Source organism: Poseidonocella sedimentorum (assembly GCF_900116005.1).
Taxonomy (GTDB): Bacteria; Pseudomonadota; Alphaproteobacteria; order Rhodobacterales; family Rhodobacteraceae; genus Poseidonocella; species Poseidonocella sedimentorum.
In genome coordinates this window covers 1-15,925 of sequence record NZ_FOYI01000013.1, presented here as the reverse complement: position 1 = coordinate 15,925, position 15,925 = coordinate 1, and the positions used below count along the sequence as shown (strand labels likewise).

The 15,925-nt window shown below is 65.3% G+C and carries 12 protein-coding genes; 10 read left to right on the top strand and 2 right to left on the bottom strand.

Annotation, left to right across the window (positions count from 1 at the left end):
- Complete coding sequence (gene hemB / locus BM353_RS14430) at window positions 1-1,002, bottom strand: porphobilinogen synthase (RefSeq protein ID WP_092082098.1); 1,002 nt, start codon at window positions 1,000-1,002, stop codon at window positions 1-3.
- A gap of 115 nt (window positions 1,003-1,117) precedes the next feature.
- Between hemB and BM353_RS14425 the strand changes: the two genes are divergently transcribed.
- The 10 genes from BM353_RS14425 (at window position 1,118) to BM353_RS14380 (ending at window position 15,576) form a co-directional block, all read left to right on the top strand.
- On the top strand, window positions 1,118-1,645 hold the full coding sequence (locus BM353_RS14425) for a hypothetical protein (protein ID WP_092082096.1): 528 nt from the start codon (window positions 1,118-1,120) through the stop codon (window positions 1,643-1,645).
- A 31-nt stretch (window positions 1,646-1,676) separates the two neighbouring features.
- The gene (mfd, locus tag BM353_RS14420) at window positions 1,677-5,132 is read left to right on the top strand and encodes a transcription-repair coupling factor (RefSeq protein ID WP_092082094.1); all 3,456 of its coding nucleotides are present in this window, start codon (window positions 1,677-1,679) and stop codon (window positions 5,130-5,132) included.
- A 346-nt stretch (window positions 5,133-5,478) separates the two neighbouring features.
- Window positions 5,479-7,443 (top strand): acetate--CoA ligase, encoded by a 1,965-nt coding sequence (gene acs / locus BM353_RS14415; RefSeq protein ID WP_092082214.1) that lies wholly within the window; start codon window positions 5,479-5,481, stop codon window positions 7,441-7,443.
- Window positions 7,443-8,129 carry an adenylate kinase gene (locus BM353_RS14410; RefSeq protein WP_092082092.1) on the top strand — a complete coding sequence of 229 codons (687 nt, stop codon included), beginning with the start codon at window positions 7,443-7,445 and terminating at the stop codon, window positions 8,127-8,129. Before acs ends, BM353_RS14410 begins: the two co-directional genes overlap by 1 nt.
- A gap of 69 nt (window positions 8,130-8,198) precedes the next feature.
- Window positions 8,199-8,462, top strand: coding sequence for a DUF4212 domain-containing protein (locus BM353_RS14405; protein ID WP_092082090.1), 264 nt, complete (start codon window positions 8,199-8,201; stop codon window positions 8,460-8,462).
- Window positions 8,463-8,466: 4 nt separating this feature from the next.
- Entirely contained in the window at window positions 8,467-10,254 is a 1,788-nt protein-coding gene (locus tag BM353_RS14400; protein WP_092082088.1) for a sodium:solute symporter family protein, read from the top strand.
- A 108-nt stretch (window positions 10,255-10,362) separates the two neighbouring features.
- Window positions 10,363-12,183 (top strand): DUF294 nucleotidyltransferase-like domain-containing protein, encoded by a 1,821-nt coding sequence (locus BM353_RS14395; RefSeq protein WP_092082086.1) that lies wholly within the window; start codon window positions 10,363-10,365, stop codon window positions 12,181-12,183.
- Between the two features lie 4 nt (window positions 12,184-12,187).
- Window positions 12,188-12,703 (top strand): hypothetical protein, encoded by a 516-nt coding sequence (locus tag BM353_RS14390; RefSeq protein ID WP_092082084.1) that lies wholly within the window; start codon window positions 12,188-12,190, stop codon window positions 12,701-12,703.
- Between the two features lies 1 nt (window position 12,704).
- Window positions 12,705-14,138, top strand: a complete 1,434-nt coding sequence (locus BM353_RS14385) for a 3'-5' exonuclease (protein WP_092082082.1) — start codon at window positions 12,705-12,707, stop codon at window positions 14,136-14,138.
- 406 nt (window positions 14,139-14,544) lie between these two features.
- Window positions 14,545-15,576 carry an acyltransferase family protein gene (locus BM353_RS14380; protein ID WP_092082080.1) on the top strand — a complete coding sequence of 344 codons (1,032 nt, stop codon included), beginning with the start codon at window positions 14,545-14,547 and terminating at the stop codon, window positions 15,574-15,576.
- 19 nt (window positions 15,577-15,595) lie between these two features.
- Here BM353_RS14380 and BM353_RS14375 read toward each other — a convergent pair.
- A partial coding sequence (locus tag BM353_RS14375) for an IS5 family transposase (protein WP_143104176.1) occupies window positions 15,596-15,925 on the bottom strand: 330 nt, incomplete at its 5' end.

Here is a 15,925-nt window from a genome sequence, read left to right as displayed (position 1 = left end):
TCATCGGCCCGCCAGCGCCCGCGCCACGGCCGGCGCGAAATAGGTGAGCACCCCGTCACAGCCGGCGCGCTTGAAGGCGATGAGGCTCTCCAGCATTGCCTTGTCGCCATCAATCCAGCCCTGCGCGGCCGCTCCTGCGATCATGCTGTATTCGCCCGAGACCTGATAGGCGAAGGTCGGCACGCCGAAGCTGCTTTTCACCCGCCTGCAGATGTCGAGATAGAGCATCCCCGGCTTGACCATCACCATGTCCGCGCCTTCGCCAAGGTCCCGCGCCACCAGCCGCAACGCCTCATCGGAATTGGCCGGATCCATCTGGTAGCTCTTCTTGTCACCCTTGAGCGCGCCCGAGGCGCCGACCGCATCGCGGAACGGCCCGTAGAATGCCGAGGCATATTTCGCGGCATAGGACAGGATCGTCACGCCGGTGAATCCGCCCTCCTCCAGCGCGGCCCGGATCGCGCCGATCCGCCCGTCCATCATGTCTGAGGGTCCGATGATATCCGCCCCCGCCTCGGCCTGCGCCACCGCCATCTTGACCAGCGCCTCGACCGTCCGGTCATTCACGATGACGCCATCCTCGACGAAGCCGTCATGGCCATGGATGTTGTAGGGATCGAGCGCCACGTCGGTCATGATCGCCAGATCCGGCACCGCGGCCTTGATCGCACGGGTCGCGCGGTTGCTGAGGTTCCGGGGATTCCAGGCCTCCGCGCAATCCTCGGTCTTGAGCGCGGGATCGGTGTAGGGAAAGAGACAGACCGCCGGGATGCCGAGGTCCGCGGCCTCGCGCGCCGCCTCCACGATCCGGTCCACCGAGCGGCGATAAACGCCCGGCATCGAGGGGATCTCCTCCTCGATCCCGTCGCCATCGCGCACAAAGAGCGGCCAGATCAGGTCATCCACCGTCAGCGCCGTCTCCCGCACCAGCGCGCGCAATTGGGCAGAGCCGCGCGTGCGGCGCAACCGGGCGGTGGGGAAGGGGGCAGTGATCGGCGGCATGGCAGTCTCCTGTTCTGCTCCTCACGTGCACGAAAGCGCCGGCGATCTCAAGTCTGGGCAAGCGCGCGCGCCCGCGATAAGAGGGGGCAACCCTCGCGTTGCGGATCCGCCTCTCTTGAACTTTTTCGACACCGTGCTTGACCTCATCGACATGCGCAGCTTCTCCAGCCTCTGGTTCTGGATCGTGCTGGCCTGGGTCTGGACCCGGGCGACCTTCCGCGTGCTCGGCGTGCCGATCGATATCCTCGCCGAGGCGGAGCGGGGAGATCCCCATGCGGTCGATGACGTGGACGGGCTGGGCGAGATGGCCGCGCGGCGGCTGGTGGCGCGCCACGCGGCGATGTCGCTGTGGGAGCTGGCGGCGCTCGCCTTTGTCTTCACCGTCCTCGTGCTGCTCGCCTGGCTCTACCGGATCGAGCTGGCCCAGGCGCTGGTCTGCCTTGCCGTACCCTTGGCGGTGGTCCACTGGCTGACCCTGCGCAGCGCCCGCCGCGTGGTGGCCGCCGCGCAGCAGGGCGAAACGCTGCGCCGGACAATCAGCGCCTTGCGGCTGCGGATTCAGGCTGTCGCGGTGGTCGCGATCTTCGTCACGACCCTCTACGGGATGCAGCAGAATCTGTCGATCCGCCCCTTCGGCGGTTGACTTCCCCGGCCCGCACCGTAAGCCCCCCGGCATGGCTTCCCCTTCTCATATCACCGTCGGCGGCGCGCCCGAAGGTTTCGACGCGCAGCTGATCCTGCGAGAGCTGGCCGAGCGCGGCCCGGTTCTCCATGTCGCCCGCGACGACAAACGCATGGCCGCGATGCGCAGCGCGCTGCGGTTCTGGGCGCCGGACACGCCCGTGATCGACTTCCCGGCCTGGGACTGTCTGTCCTATGACCGGGTCTCGCCCAATGCCGACATCTCGGCGCAGCGCATGGCCACGCTGGCCGCGCTCGCCCACGGGATGCCCGAACGCTTCGTCCTGCTCACCACGCTGAACGCCGCGACCCAGAGGGTGCCGGCGCGCGAGGTCCTGCGCGAGGCGGCCTTTGCCGCGCGGGTCGGCGACCGGATCGACGAGGGCGAGCTTCGGTCCTTCCTCGTGCGCATGGGCTTCACCCAGTCGCCCACGGTGATGGAGCCGGGCGATTATGCCGTGCGCGGCGGCATCATCGACATTTACCCGCCCGGCGATCTCGGGCCCGTCCGGCTCGATCTGTTCGGCGATGTGCTCGACGGCGCGCGCCGGTTCGATCCCGGCACGCAGCGCACCACCGAAAAGCTCGACGTGGTCGAGCTTGCGCCGGTCTCCGAGGTGATCCTCGACGACGCGGCGATCACGCGGTTCCGCCAGAATTACCGGATCGAGTTCGGCGCGGCCGGCACCGACGATCCGCTCTACGAGGCGGTGAGCGCGGGGCGCAAATACTCCGGGATCGAACACTGGCTGCCCTTCTTCCACGAGCGCCTCGAGACGCTCTTCGACTATGTGCCGCAGGCGAGCATCACGCTCGATGATCAGCTCACCCCCTCCCGCCTTGCGCGGTGGGACGCGGTGACGGACCAGTATGAGACTCGCCGTCATGCGCTGACCCAGAAGGGCCGGCTCGACAGCGTCTACAAGCCAGTGCCCCCCGGCCAGCTCTATCTTGACGATCCCGCCTGGGAGGACGCCGTGGCCGAGCGCCGGCTGCTGCGCCTGTCGCCCTTGCCACAGGCCTCCGGGCCCGGGGTCATCGATGCCGGCGGGCGGATCGGCCGCAATTTCTCGCCAGAGCGCCAGCAGGAAAATCTGAGCCTTTTCGGGGCTTTGTCGGATCACATTCGCGCAAAGCTTCAAGTCGGTCCGGTGCTCGTCGCTTCCTATTCCGAAGGCGCGCGCGAGCGTCTCACCGGCCTGATCGAGGACGAGGGGCTGTCCGAGGTCATCCCCGTCACCGACGGTCGCCGGCTTGGCAAATCCGGGCTCTACCTCGCGGTCTGGGCGCTTGAGGCCGGGTTCGAAACGCCGGAGATGACCGTCATTTCCGAGCAGGACGTGCTCGGCGACCGGCTGATCCGCGCGCCCCGCCGCAAGCGCCGGGCGGAGAATTTCCTGACCGAGGCCCAGAGCCTCAGCCCCGGCGATCTGGTGGTCCATGTGGATCACGGCATCGGGCGCTATCACGGGCTTGAGGTCATCACCGCGGCGGGCGCGGCGCATGAGTGCCTCGCGCTCGAATACGCCGAAAACGCGCGGCTCTACCTGCCGGTGGAAAACATCGAGCTTCTGTCGAAATACGGCCACGAAGAGGGGTTGCTGGACCGGCTCGGCGGCGGGGCGTGGCAGGCCAAGAAGGCGCGGCTCAAGGAGCGTATCCGCGAGATGGCGGAAAAGCTCATCCGCGTGGCGGCCGAGCGCGCGCTGCGCAAGGCGCCTGTGCTGGAGCCGCCGCCGCAGGCCTGGGAGGCCTTCTCCGCGCGCTTCCCCTATCAGGAGACCGACGACCAGATCAGCGCGATCGAGGATGTCGTGACCGACCTCACCAGCGGCCAACCGATGGACCGGCTCATCTGCGGCGATGTGGGCTTCGGCAAGACCGAGGTGGCCCTCCGGGCGGCCTTCGTTGCGGCGATGTCCGGGGTGCAGGTGGCGATCATCGCCCCCACGACCCTGCTCGCGCGGCAGCACTTCAAGAGCTTTGCCGATCGCTTCCGCGGCTTTCCGCTCGAGGTGCGCCAACTGTCCCGCTTCGTTCCGGCCGCGGAGGCCGCCAAGACCCGTGACGGGCTCGCGCGGGGCACGGTGGACATCGTCGTGGGCACCCACGCGCTCCTGGCCAAGAGCGTCCGGTTCCAGAACCTCGGCCTGCTGATCATCGACGAGGAGCAGCATTTCGGCGTCGCCCACAAGGAGCGCCTCAAACAGATGCGCAGCGAGATCCACGTGCTCACGCTGACCGCAACGCCGATCCCGCGCACGCTGCAGCTCTCGCTCACCGGGGTTCGGGACCTCTCGATCATCGGCACGCCGCCGGTCGACCGGCTGGCGATCCGCACCTTCGTCAGCGAGTTCGACGCGATCACCATCCGCGAGGCGCTCCTGCGCGAGCACTATCGCGGCGGGCAGAGTTTCTACGTGGTGCCGCGCATCTCGGACCTGCCGGAGATCGAGGAGTTCCTGAAGGAACAGCTGCCGGAACTCACCTATGTGGTCGCCCATGGCCAGATGGCGCCGGGCGAACTCGATGACCGGATGAACGCGTTCTACGACGGGAAATACGACATCCTGCTGGCCACGACCATCGTCGAGAGCGGGCTCGATATCCCCACGGCCAACACCATGGTGGTGCATCGCGCGGACATGTTCGGGCTGGCGCAGCTCTACCAGATCCGCGGCCGGGTGGGGCGCTCCAAGACCCGCGCCTATGCCTATCTCACGACCAAACCGCGCGCCAAGATGACGGCGACGGCGGAGAAGCGGTTGCGCGTATTGGGCTCGCTCGACTCGCTCGGGGCGGGCTTTACCCTCGCGAGCCAGGATCTCGACATTCGCGGGGCCGGGAACCTCTTGGGCGAGGAACAGTCGGGCCAGATGCGCGACGTGGGCTATGAACTTTACCAATCCATGCTCGAAGAGGCGATCGCCAAGATCCGGTCGGGCCAGATGGAAGGGCTCTCGGAGGCCGATGACCAGTGGGCGCCGCAGATCAACCTCGGCGTGCCGGTGCTCATCCCGGAAGACTATGTGCCCGATCTCGACGTGCGTCTCGGGCTCTACCGGCGGCTCTCGTCGCTGACCACCAAGGTCGAGCTGGAGGGCTTTGCCGCCGAGTTGATCGACCGGTTCGGCAAGTTGCCGCGCGAGGTGAACACCCTGCTGCTGGTGGTGCGGATCAAGGCGATGTGCAAGCGCGCAGGGATTTCCCAGCTCGACGCGGGGCCCAAGGGCGCGACGATCCGCTTCCACAACGACAAGTTCGCCAGCCCCGAGGGGCTCGTGGAGTTCATCAAGGCGCAGAACGGGCTCGCCAAGGTCAAGGACAACAAGATCGTCGTGCGGCGGGATTGGAAAACCGAGGCCGACAAGATCAAGGGCGCCTTCGCGGTCGCGCGCGATCTGGCGGAAAAGGTCATTGCCATCAAGAAAGCCGCAAAGGCAGGGTGACTCGGCCGCGCCGCCCGGCTGGGGAGCGGCTCGGCAGAGGGTCTTGCAGGGTAAATGTTCGCCAATGGCGGCCGCGGGGCCCGAGCCTGCGGGTCAAAACCTTCACCCATCTTCGAAAACGCGCAGTTGACGTAGGGGCGGGTTAAGCGCTTTGAATTGCGGAATCGGGCCTGTTTTGTAAATAATTTACATCATGATCCGAAAAAACTGCTCATTAAATTACAAAATAAGTGAGTATTCTTAAATAGGTGGTCAGTTTTTCACAAATATCGGTTAATGTGCCCTTACGTACTGTGCGGACCGGAAGAGGAGGGGCGCGCAGCACAGTTTGAGGAGGACAGCCATGATGACCGAAGACCTGCTGGCGGCAGAACCGTCACCCGTGCATGAGCGCCAGGCGCCGCATGTGGACGCGCCGACCTATGCGCGGATGTATCGCCAGTCCGTGACCGATCCCGAGGCATTCTGGGGGCAAGAGGGCAAGCGGATCGATTGGATTCGGCCCTATACCCGGGTCAAGAACACCTCTTTCGAGCCCGGCAATGTCGATATCCGCTGGTTCGAAGACGGGACGCTCAACGTCTCGGCCAATTGCATCGACCGGCATCTTGAGACTCGCGGCGATCAGGTCGCGATCATCTGGGAGCCTGATGATCCGGAGAAGGACGCAGCCCAGCACATCACCTATCGCGAGCTGCACCGGAACGTGTGCAAGATGGCCAACGTGCTCAAGGGGCTCGGGGTGGAGAAGGGCGACCGCGTCGTCATCTACCTGCCGATGATCCCCGAGGCGGCTTATGCGATGCTCGCCTGTGCACGGATCGGCGCGATCCATTCCATCGTGTTCGCCGGGTTCTCCCCCGATGCGCTCGGCGCGCGGATCAACGGCTGCGGCGCCAAGCTCGTCATCACCGCCGATTACGCGCCGCGCGGCGGCCGCGAGACCAAGCTCAAATCCAACACCGACACCGCGCTGCTGCATTGTGACGATCACGTGCAATGCCTCGTCGTCAAGCGGACCGGGGCCCAGACCACCTGGACCGCGCAGGATCATGATTGCAACGCGTTGATGGCGGAGGCTTCGGCGGAGTGTCCGGCCGAAGAGATCGGCGCCGAGGATCCGCTCTTCATCCTCTACACCTCCGGCTCGACCGGCCAGCCCAAGGGCGTGGTCCACAGCTCGGGTGGCTATCTCGTCTATGCGGCGATGACGCACCAGATCACCTTCGACTATCACGACGGCGATATCTACTGGTGCACCGCGGATGTCGGCTGGGTCACTGGCCACAGCTACATCGTCTATGGCCCGCTCGCCAATGGCGGCACGACGGTGATGTTCGAGGGCGTGCCGACCTACCCCGACGCGGGGCGGTTCTGGGAGGTCTGCGACAAGCACAAGGTCACGCAGTTCTACACCGCGCCGACAGCGATCCGCGCGCTGATGGGGGCGGGCAAGGAATGGGTCGAGAAATACGATCTGTCGAGCTTGCGCATTCTCGGATCGGTCGGTGAGCCGATCAACCCCGAGGCATGGAACTGGTACAACGATGTCGTCGGCAAGGGCCGCTGCCCGATCGTCGACACCTTCTGGCAGACCGAGACGGGCGGGCACATGCTCACCCCGCTGCCGGGCGCGACCAAGCTCAAGCCGGGCGCGGCGCAGCAGCCGTTCTTTGGCGTGCAGCCGGTGGTGCTGGAGCCCACGAGCGGCGAAGTGATCGAGGGCAACGGCGTTGAGGGCGTGCTCTGCATCAAGGACAGCTGGCCGGGGCAGATGCGCACCGTCTGGGGCGATCACGAGCGCTTCGAGAAGACCTATTTCTCCGACTACAAGGGCTACTATTTCTCGGGCGACGGCTGCCGCCGCGACGAGGATGGCGACTATTGGATTACCGGCCGGGTCGATGACGTGATCAACGTCTCGGGCCACCGGATGGGAACGGCCGAGGTCGAGAGCGCGCTGGTGGCCCATGAGAAGGTCGCCGAGGCGGCGGTCGTGGGCTATCCGCATGAGATCAAGGGCCAGGGGATCTATGCCTATGTGACGCTGATGGACGGGGAAGAGCCGTCGGACGCGCTGCGCAAGGAGCTGGAGGTCTGGGTCCGGTCCGAGATCGGGCCGATCGCCAAGCCGGACCTCATCCAGTGGGCGCCGGGCCTGCCCAAGACGCGCTCGGGCAAGATCATGCGCCGCATTCTCCGCAAGATCGCCGAGGATGATTTCGGCGCCCTGGGCGATACCTCGACGCTGGCCGATCCTTCGGTGGTCGATGACCTCATCGCCAACCGCATGAACCGGGCAGACGCGTGATGGACGGGGCCGCAACAGCCACCCCGGCGCCGGTCATCATCCTGCTCGGGCCTCCGGGCGCGGGCAAGGGGACGCAGGCGCGCATGCTTCAGGAGCGGCACGGGTTCGTGCAGCTTTCCACCGGTGATCTTTTGCGCGCCGCGGTTGCGGCGAGCACGGAGGCGGGCCGGCGCGCCAAGGCGGTCATGGACGCGGGCGGGCTGGTGAGCGATGACATCGTCATCTCGATCCTGCGCGACCGGCTGATCGAGCCCGACTGCGCCGGCGGCGTGATCCTCGACGGGTTTCCGCGCACCACCGTGCAGGCCGAGGCGCTGGACGAGCTGCTCGCGCGCTCGGGCCAGCAGATCAACGCCGCAATCAGCCTTGAGGTGGACGATGCGGCGATGGTCGAGCGGATCACCGGGCGCTTCACCTGCGCCAAGTGCGGCGAGGGCTATCACGAGCGCTTCAAACCCACGGCCCAGCCCGGCGTTTGCGACACCTGCGGCGGGACGGACATGAAGCGCCGCGCCGATGACACCGCCGAGACCGTGGTGGACCGGCTGGCCGCCTACCGCGCCCAGACCGCGCCGCTCGTCAGCTACTACGAAACTGCCGGAGCACTCAGCCGCGTCGCGGCCATGGGAGAGATCGACGAGGTCGCATCCCGGCTGAACTCCCTCGTTGCGAGGGCCACCGCCTAGTGGCCCCGTGCAAGACCCGGCCCGGCACAGCGTCGCCCGGGCCCCACCAGTGAAAGAGGAGGAATTTCCATGTCCCAAGATGACGGCCCCAACAATGCCTATTGGCAGGCCAACCTGCGTCTCATTTACATCAGCCTGGCGATCTGGGCGCTTGTGTCCTTCGGGTTCGGGATCGTCCTGCGCCCGATGCTCTCGGGCATCGCCTTGGGCGGTGCGGATATCGGCTTCTGGTTCGCCCAGCAGGGCTCGATCCTCGTCTTCCTGGCGCTGATCTTCTTCTATGCCTGGCGGATGAACCGGCTCGATCGTGAACACGGCGTCGACGAGGATTGAACCCATGGATCAGTTTACACTCAACCTGCTCTTTGTCGGCGCGTCCTTCGCGCTCTACATCGGCATCGCGATCTGGGCCCGCGCGGGCTCCACATCGGAATTCTACGCCGCCGGGCGCGGCGTCCACCCGGTCACCAACGGGATGGCCACTGCGGCTGACTGGATGTCCGCGGCGTCCTTCATCTCGATGGCGGGGCTCATCGCCTTCACCGGCTATGACAACTCCTCCTTCCTCATGGGCTGGACCGGCGGCTACGTGCTGCTCGCGCTCCTGCTCGCGCCCTACCTGCGCAAATTCGGCAAGTTCACCGTCTCCGAGTTCATCGGCGATCGGTTCTACAGCCCGACCGCGCGTCTGGTGGCGGTGATCTGCCTGCTCGTGGCCTCCATCACCTACGTGATCGGCCAGATGCAGGGGGTGGGGATCGCCTTCGGCCGCTTCCTGGAAATCGATGCGTTCTGGGGCCTGCTGATCGGCTCCTGCGTGGTGTTTGCCTATGCGGTGTTCGGCGGCATGAAGGGCGTGACCTACACCCAGGTGGCGCAATACTGCGTGCTCATCACCGCCTACACCATCCCGGCGGTCTTCATCTCGCTCCAGCTCACCGGCAATCCGATCCCGGCGCTCGGCCTGTTTGGCGATCACACCGCCTCGGGCGAGCCGCTGCTGACCAAGCTCAACCAGATCGTGACGGACCTCGGCTTTGCCGAATACACCGCCGCGCATGGCTCGACCATCAACATGGTGCTCTTCACCCTGTCGCTGATGATCGGCACGGCCGGTCTGCCCCACGTGATCATGCGGTTCTTCACCGTGCCGCGGGTGGCCGATGCGCGCTGGTCGGCAGGCTGGACACTGGTGTTCATCGCGCTGCTCTACCTCACGGCCCCCGCCGTGGGCGCGATGGCGCGGCTCAACATCTCCGAGCTGATGTGGCCCAATGGCACGGATGGCGAGGCGGTATCGGTCGAGCAGATCGAGACCGATCCGGAGTATGGCTGGATGGCGACGTGGCAGAAGACCGGCCTTCTGGGCTGGGAAGACAAGAACGGCGACGGCAAGATCCAGTACTACAATGATGCCAATGCCGATCTTCAGGCGCGGGCCGCGGAAAACGGTTGGGAAGGCAACGAGCTCACCAACTTCAACCGCGACATCCTCGTGCTGGCAAACCCCGAGATCGCAAGCCTTCCGGGCTGGGTGATCGGGCTCGTGGCAGCGGGCGGCCTCGCGGCGGCACTCTCCACGGCGGCGGGCCTGCTGCTGGCGATCTCCTCGGCGGTCTCGCATGACCTGCTCAAGGGCCAGCTCACGCCAGACATGTCGGAGAAATCCGAACTGATGGCGGCGCGCATTTCCATGGCGGCGGCGATTGTCGTGGCGGTGCTTCTGGGGCTCAACCCCCCGGGCTTCGCGGCGCAAACGGTGGCGCTGGCCTTCGGGCTCGCGGCGGCCTCGATCTTCCCGGCGCTGATGATGGGGATCTTCTCGACCCGCATCAACAACACCGGCGCGGTCTCGGGCATGCTGGCGGGTCTTCTGGTCACGCTGCTCTATATCTTCCTGCACAAGGGATGGTTCTTCATCCCCGACACCAACGCCTTCACCGATGACAACCCACTCCTCGGGCCCGTCAAGTCCACCTCCTTCGGCGCCATCGGCGCGGCGGTGAACTTTGCTGTGGCTTACGTTGTCTCGGGCATGACGAAGGAAACCCCGCAGGAGATCAAGGACCTCGTGCAAAGCGTGCGCATCCCCCGCGGCGCCGGCACGGCGGTCGAAGGCCACTGACGGCCCTCGGAGGACCCGCCCGCTCCCGGGCGGATCCTCCCCCTCCCAAAGCAACGCCCCCCGCGCGCATCCAATGCGGGCGGGGGGCCGCTTCGATAGGTCAGTCCCATGTCCCTTCCCGCAGAGCTCATCCCCTTTCTCGCCTCGGTGCACCCCTATGACAGCCTGCCGGCCAAGGCGCTCGGCGCGCTGGCGGCGGCCTGCGAGCGCTGCGATGCCGCTACGGGCGAGACCGTCTTTGCCTGCGGCGCGGCAGTCCCCGGCCTTTTCGTGATCGTCAGCGGCACGGTGGAGATCACCGACCAGTCCGGCATCCAGCTGTCGATCCTCGGCCCCCGAAATTCCTTCGGCGAACGCGCGCTTCTGCGCCGCGAAACCGCCAGCCGGACGGCCCGCGCGAGTGAGCCCACGGTGATGATCCTCGTCCCCGAAGCGCAGTTCCACGCCCTCATCGCCGAGCACGCTCCCGTCGCGCGGTTCTTTGACCGCCGACGCCCCGCGCCCGTCGGGGGCCAGTCGCTCCACACGCTGCCCGTGGGCCATCTGATGAGCCGCGCGCCCGAGACCTGCCCGCCCGCAACACCGATCCGCGATGCCGCCGCGCGGATGCGCCGCGCGCATATCTCCTCGATCTGCGTCGCCGACGAGGCCGGGTTTCACGGCATCGTCACCCTGCGCGACATGAACGGTCGGGTCATCGTCGACGGGGTTGATCCCACGGATCCGGTCTCGCGCATCATGACCGCCGCGCCGCTGACCCTCGGGCCGCGCGCGCTGGTGACGGATGTGCTGCATCTCATGGTCGAGCAGCGGATCGGCCATATCCCGATCGTCGAGGATGGCCGGCTTCTGGGCATCGTCACCCAGACCGATCTCACCCGCGCGCAGGCGCTCTCCTCGGCCGAGATCGTCGAGCGCGTCGCGAGGGCCGCGACGCCCGACGAGATGGCGCGCGCCACCGCCGACATCCCGCGCCTTCTGGTGCAGCTTGTCGACACCGGCAATCGCCACGAGACCGTCACCCGCCTCATCACCGATATCGCCGACACCGCGACGCGCCGCCTTCTGGCGCTGGCCGAGGCCGAGCTCGGCCCCGCGCCCGCGTCTTATCTCTGGCTCGCCTGCGGCTCGCAGGGGCGACAAGAGCAGACGGGCGTCTCGGATCAGGACAATTGCCTCATTCTGGACGACAGCGTCTCGGAGGCGGACCGTCCCTATTTCGCCACGCTCGCCCGCTTCGTGAGCGACGGGCTCGACCGCTGCGGCTACGTTTTCTGCCCCGGCGACATGATGGCGACCAACCCGCGCTGGTGCCAACCGCTGGCCACATGGCGCGGCTATTTCGATGCCTGGATCGCCCGGCCGAGCCCCGAGGCCCAGATGCTCGCCTCCGTGATGTTCGATCTTCGGCCCATCGGCGGCGAGATGCGCCTCTTTGACCAGCTTCAGGAAGAGACCCTGCGCAAAGCGTCGGCCAACTCGATCTTCGCGGCCCACATGATCTCCAACGCGCTCAAGCATCACCCGCCGCTCGGCCTTCTGCGCGGGCTCGCCACGATCCGCTCGGGCGAGCACCGCAACGCACTGGACCTCAAGCACAACGGCGTGGTGCCGGTGGTGGATCTGGGCCGCGCCTATGCGCTCCAGGGCCAGCTCCGCTCGGTCAACACCCGTGCCCGGCTCGAAGCTGCGATGGCGGCGGGCGTGCTCTCGGGCTCGGGCGGCTCGGACCTGCTCAGCGCCTACGATCTCATCGCCACCACCCGCCTCAGGCATCAGGCCGCGCAGATCCGCGCCGGCCAGCGCCCGGGCAATTTCCTCAATCCCGCCGATCTCTCCGACTTCGAGCGCAGCCACCTGCGTGATGCCTTCGTCGTCGTGAAGACGATGCAATCGGCTTTGGGGTCGGGCAAAGCCACGTTAGGATAAGGTCATGTTCATCGAACTCATCGCCACGGTTGTCGCCGGGATCGCCTGCGCCGGGATCATGATGCTGCTCAACCACGCCACCGGGCGGCGCCTGCCGCGCTGGCTCATTCCCGTCGCGGCGGGGCTGGGCATGATCGGCATGACGATCTCCAACGAATACACCTGGTTCGACCGGACGTCCGCGCGCCTGCCGGAGGGTGTCGAGATCGCGCTCAATGTCGAGGAGCGGAGCTGGCTGCGCCCCTGGACCATGGCCCGCCCCTATACCAAACGCTTCGTTGCGGTGGATCGCGCTGGCGTCCGGAGCCATCCCGGCCTGCCCGAGCAGCGCCTCGCCGATCTCTACTTCTTCGGCCGCTGGTCGCCGGTCAACCGCGCGCCCATGCTCTACGATTGCGACGGCGCCCGTGCCGCGCTCCTGATCGACGGGGCGGAATTCGCCGCCGATGGCTCGGTCGCGGCGGACTGGGGCGCGGTGCCGCCGGGCGATCCGATCCTCGCGCTGGTCTGCGGCGCCTGAGATGGGCGGGCGCGGGCTTCTGGGCCTCGGGCTGCGACTGCGGGTCTTTCTGTTCTTCGTGCTGCTGGCGCTCGGCGCGCTGGCCTTGGCCGGCGGCGCGCTCTACCTCGGCTGGTCGCGGCTCGATCCGCCGGGCCCTTCCGCGCCCTTCATGACCGCGTTCCTCATCTTTGCCTTCGCCAACACCGGGCTCGTGCTCGGGGTCTGGCTGCTCTTCGACGAAAACGTGGCCCGCCCGATCGACCGTCTTGCCGCCGCCCTGCGCCTGCGCGCGCACGCGGATCTCGAGGCCAGCGTTCAGGCGGGCGCCGCGCCATATCTGGGCGATCTCGCCCCCGCCGCCGAGGCCCTCGCGCGCCGGATTGGCGGGGCGAAGTCCGCGAGCGCGGACGGGGCGGAAGACGGCGGAGAGGCCGAATCCCTGCGGTCGGATCGCGAACAGCTCACGGCGCTTCTGACCGAGATCCCGATCGCCACAATCCTGCTCAATCCCGCCGAGCAGATCATTCTCTACGATGCCCAGGCCGCCGAGGTCCTGTCGCGAATCGCGCCGCCGCGCCTGCGCGCACCGGTGTCGGATTATTTCGATATGGGCAGCCTGCGCGACGCGATGCGCCGGCTGGAGCAGGGCGCGGGCGAAACCATCCTGACCCTCTTCGATACCGCACGAAGCCAGGGGTTTCAGGCCCGCATGAAACAGCTCCGCCGCGGCGGGCACATGATCTTCATCGAGGTCCAGTCCGAGCCCGACGCCGACGGGCTCTCCGCCCGCCCTCTCGTCTTCGATTTCACGCTGCACGACACCGCGCAGAGCCGCGAGATCGAGGATACCCCGCTGATGGACCTCTGCTTTGTGCCCTTCGACACCGAGACCACCGGGCTCTCGGTCGCGCGCGACGCCGTCGTTCAGCTCTCCGCGCTGCGGGTCCTCAAGGGGCGCATCGTCGAGGGCGAGGTGTTCGACAGCTACGTCAACCCCGGCCGGCCCATCCCCCCGGCCTCGACCCGCATCCACAAGATCACCGACGCGCTGGTCGCGGGCGCCCCCCCGATGCCCGATGTCGCGCGCGCCTTCCATCATTTCGCCCGCGAGTCGGTGCTGGTCGCCCATAACGCGCCCTTCGACATCGGCCTGCTCCGCCGCGACGCCGCCGAGGCGGGGCTCACTTGGCCGCACCCGGTGCTCGACACGGTGCTGCTCTCGGCGGTGGTGTTCGGAACGACGGAAAGCCACACGCTCGACGCCCTCTGCGCCCGTCTTTCGATCGACATCCCCGAGGGCCGCCGTCACACCGCCCTCGGCGACGCCGACGCTACCGCCCGCGCCCTGGTCAAACTCCTGCCCCTGGTCGCTGCCCGCGGCATCACCACCTTCGGCGCGCTCATCGCCGAAACCCGCAAACACGGCCGCCTCCTGCGCGACCTCAACGACTGAGTGCAATAGGCGCAAAATCCTATTTTTGTCAGTTGGTTAAAATGGATTTACAGGCCGTTGAAGAGAGCGGGGTTGGGTCTCTCGCCAAGCTGCGACCTCCATCGCAAAGACAGAGTGTCGACACAGAGGAAAACCAGCCGAATGCCAAATAATTAACGCAAGGCGTCGCAAAGGTTAAAAAGTCGTTAAGTTTCGCGCGAAAAATATTGCGTGATCTGAAGCTGGGTTCAATAACTTCCGTGAAGCGTTCGCGGGTAAGGTTTGGTAGCCGTATAGTAAGCTCTGTCTCTTTTAAACCGACAATTTTCAACTCGCTGCATGAATATAAGGGGCCCTCCTGGATGGGCGGCTCTTATGAATTTTTCGCGCGTTTGCTTGATATAAATGCATTCAAGAAGATTGTCTTATGGAAAGAGCTCTGCCTGCCGACCTTAGAACTCTCACGAGCTTTCGGTTCTTCGCCGCTTTCTGGGTGTTTCTATTTCATCTCAGGTCGCGAATAGAATATGATCAGAACTGGTTCTGGAGCGTGATTGAAAACGGGGCGAGGGGCGTCGATTTCTTTTTTGTCCTGTCTGGCTTCGTGATCTTTCATGTCTATGAACCCAAAATTTCAGACGGAACCTTCTCATTTCGCCGCTACGTCGTGAAACGTTTCGCGCGAATTTACCCTTTGCACGCAGTTATGCTGCTCGTGTTTGTCGCGCTGTCCATCCTGCGGGGAAGCGGGGCAGATGGAATTTTTGCGTCAGTCTTGCTGTTCCATGCCTGGGGGGTAACTGACGGTCTCGTGCTGAATGGTCCGAGTTGGACATTATCCGCGGAGATGTTCGCGTATCTTCTGTTCGGCGTACTGGTCAATCGCAGTCCCGGGACCTCGGCCATCGTCGCGGCTCTATGTGTGAGCGCGATCGCTGCGCATTTCATCGCACTGGGCGTTGGAAAATCAGCGTTCATTCATCTCACTTGGGATTACGGTATCGTCAGGATCGTCCCGTCATTCATCCTCGGTATGCTGTTGCGCAGACTCACCCCAATTGTTCCAGCGGCATTCGCTGCCATCATGGGGTTTGCCGGGATAGTAGCTCTGTTGATACTCGCCAGCGCACCAGCTGGTTATGAGGTGTTCTTACCTTTTTCGCTTTTGATTATTTCTGGCGCCAAGCTCTCGGATCGGAGAAACCTGCCAACCAACAGCAAGCTTTTTGTTTACTTGGGGGAGATCTCTTATTCGACCTACATGATCCATATCTTTGTCATTGCTGTGTGGTTTGATTACTTGCCAAAACTGGGGATAGCGCCATTGCCATGGCCTGCGATCTGCGTGATGGTTCTCGCTTGTTCAGTTGCAAGCTATCATGTGATCGAACTTCCTGCGCGGCGTTGGATAAACGGTTTGGGGAGAAACAGGTCGGTAAATCTGGGGTTAACGCAGTGAAATAGGCTGGGGTCAGGACTCATAGCCAATAAATGACGATTGCTGCGAGAGCGATGGCCGAGAGGAAGACCTTGGGGCAGCGATCATACCGGGTTGCGACGCGCCGCCAATCCTTGAGCCTGCCGAACATGATCTCAATCCTGTTGCGTCGCTTGTATCGACGCTGATCGTATTTCACGGGCGTCTTGCGTTGCTTTCGACCCGGGATGCAGGGCCTTATCCCTTTGTCTTTCAAAGCGTCTCTGAACCAGTCGGCGTCATAGCCACGGTCTCCGAGCAGCCAGTCTACATTCGGCAGGCTGCTCAGCAGTGCCCGCGCGCCGATGTAGTCGCTGACCTGACCAGCGGT

Excerpts from the sequence above, each read along its gene's own strand:
- BM353_RS14385 (WP_092082082.1), top strand. The coding sequence starts at position 12,705 with ATGGGCGGGCGCGGGCTTCTGGGCCTCGGGCTGCGACTGCGGGTCTTT.
- BM353_RS14390 (WP_092082084.1), top strand. The coding sequence starts at position 12,188 with ATGTTCATCGAACTCATCGCCACGGTTGTCGCCGGGATCGCCTGCGCC.
- BM353_RS14380 (WP_092082080.1), top strand. The coding sequence starts at position 14,545 with ATGGAAAGAGCTCTGCCTGCCGACCTTAGAACTCTCACGAGCTTTCGG.
- mfd (WP_092082094.1), top strand. The coding sequence starts at position 1,677 with ATGGCTTCCCCTTCTCATATCACCGTCGGCGGCGCGCCCGAAGGTTTC.
- BM353_RS14400 (WP_092082088.1), top strand. The coding sequence starts at position 8,467 with ATGGATCAGTTTACACTCAACCTGCTCTTTGTCGGCGCGTCCTTCGCG.
- BM353_RS14410 (WP_092082092.1), top strand. The coding sequence starts at position 7,443 with ATGGACGGGGCCGCAACAGCCACCCCGGCGCCGGTCATCATCCTGCTC.
- hemB (WP_092082098.1), bottom strand. The coding sequence starts at position 1,002 with ATGCCGCCGATCACTGCCCCCTTCCCCACCGCCCGGTTGCGCCGCACG.
- BM353_RS14405 (WP_092082090.1), top strand. The coding sequence starts at position 8,199 with ATGTCCCAAGATGACGGCCCCAACAATGCCTATTGGCAGGCCAACCTG.
- acs (WP_092082214.1), top strand. The coding sequence starts at position 5,479 with ATGACCGAAGACCTGCTGGCGGCAGAACCGTCACCCGTGCATGAGCGC.
- BM353_RS14395 (WP_092082086.1), top strand. The coding sequence starts at position 10,363 with ATGTCCCTTCCCGCAGAGCTCATCCCCTTTCTCGCCTCGGTGCACCCC.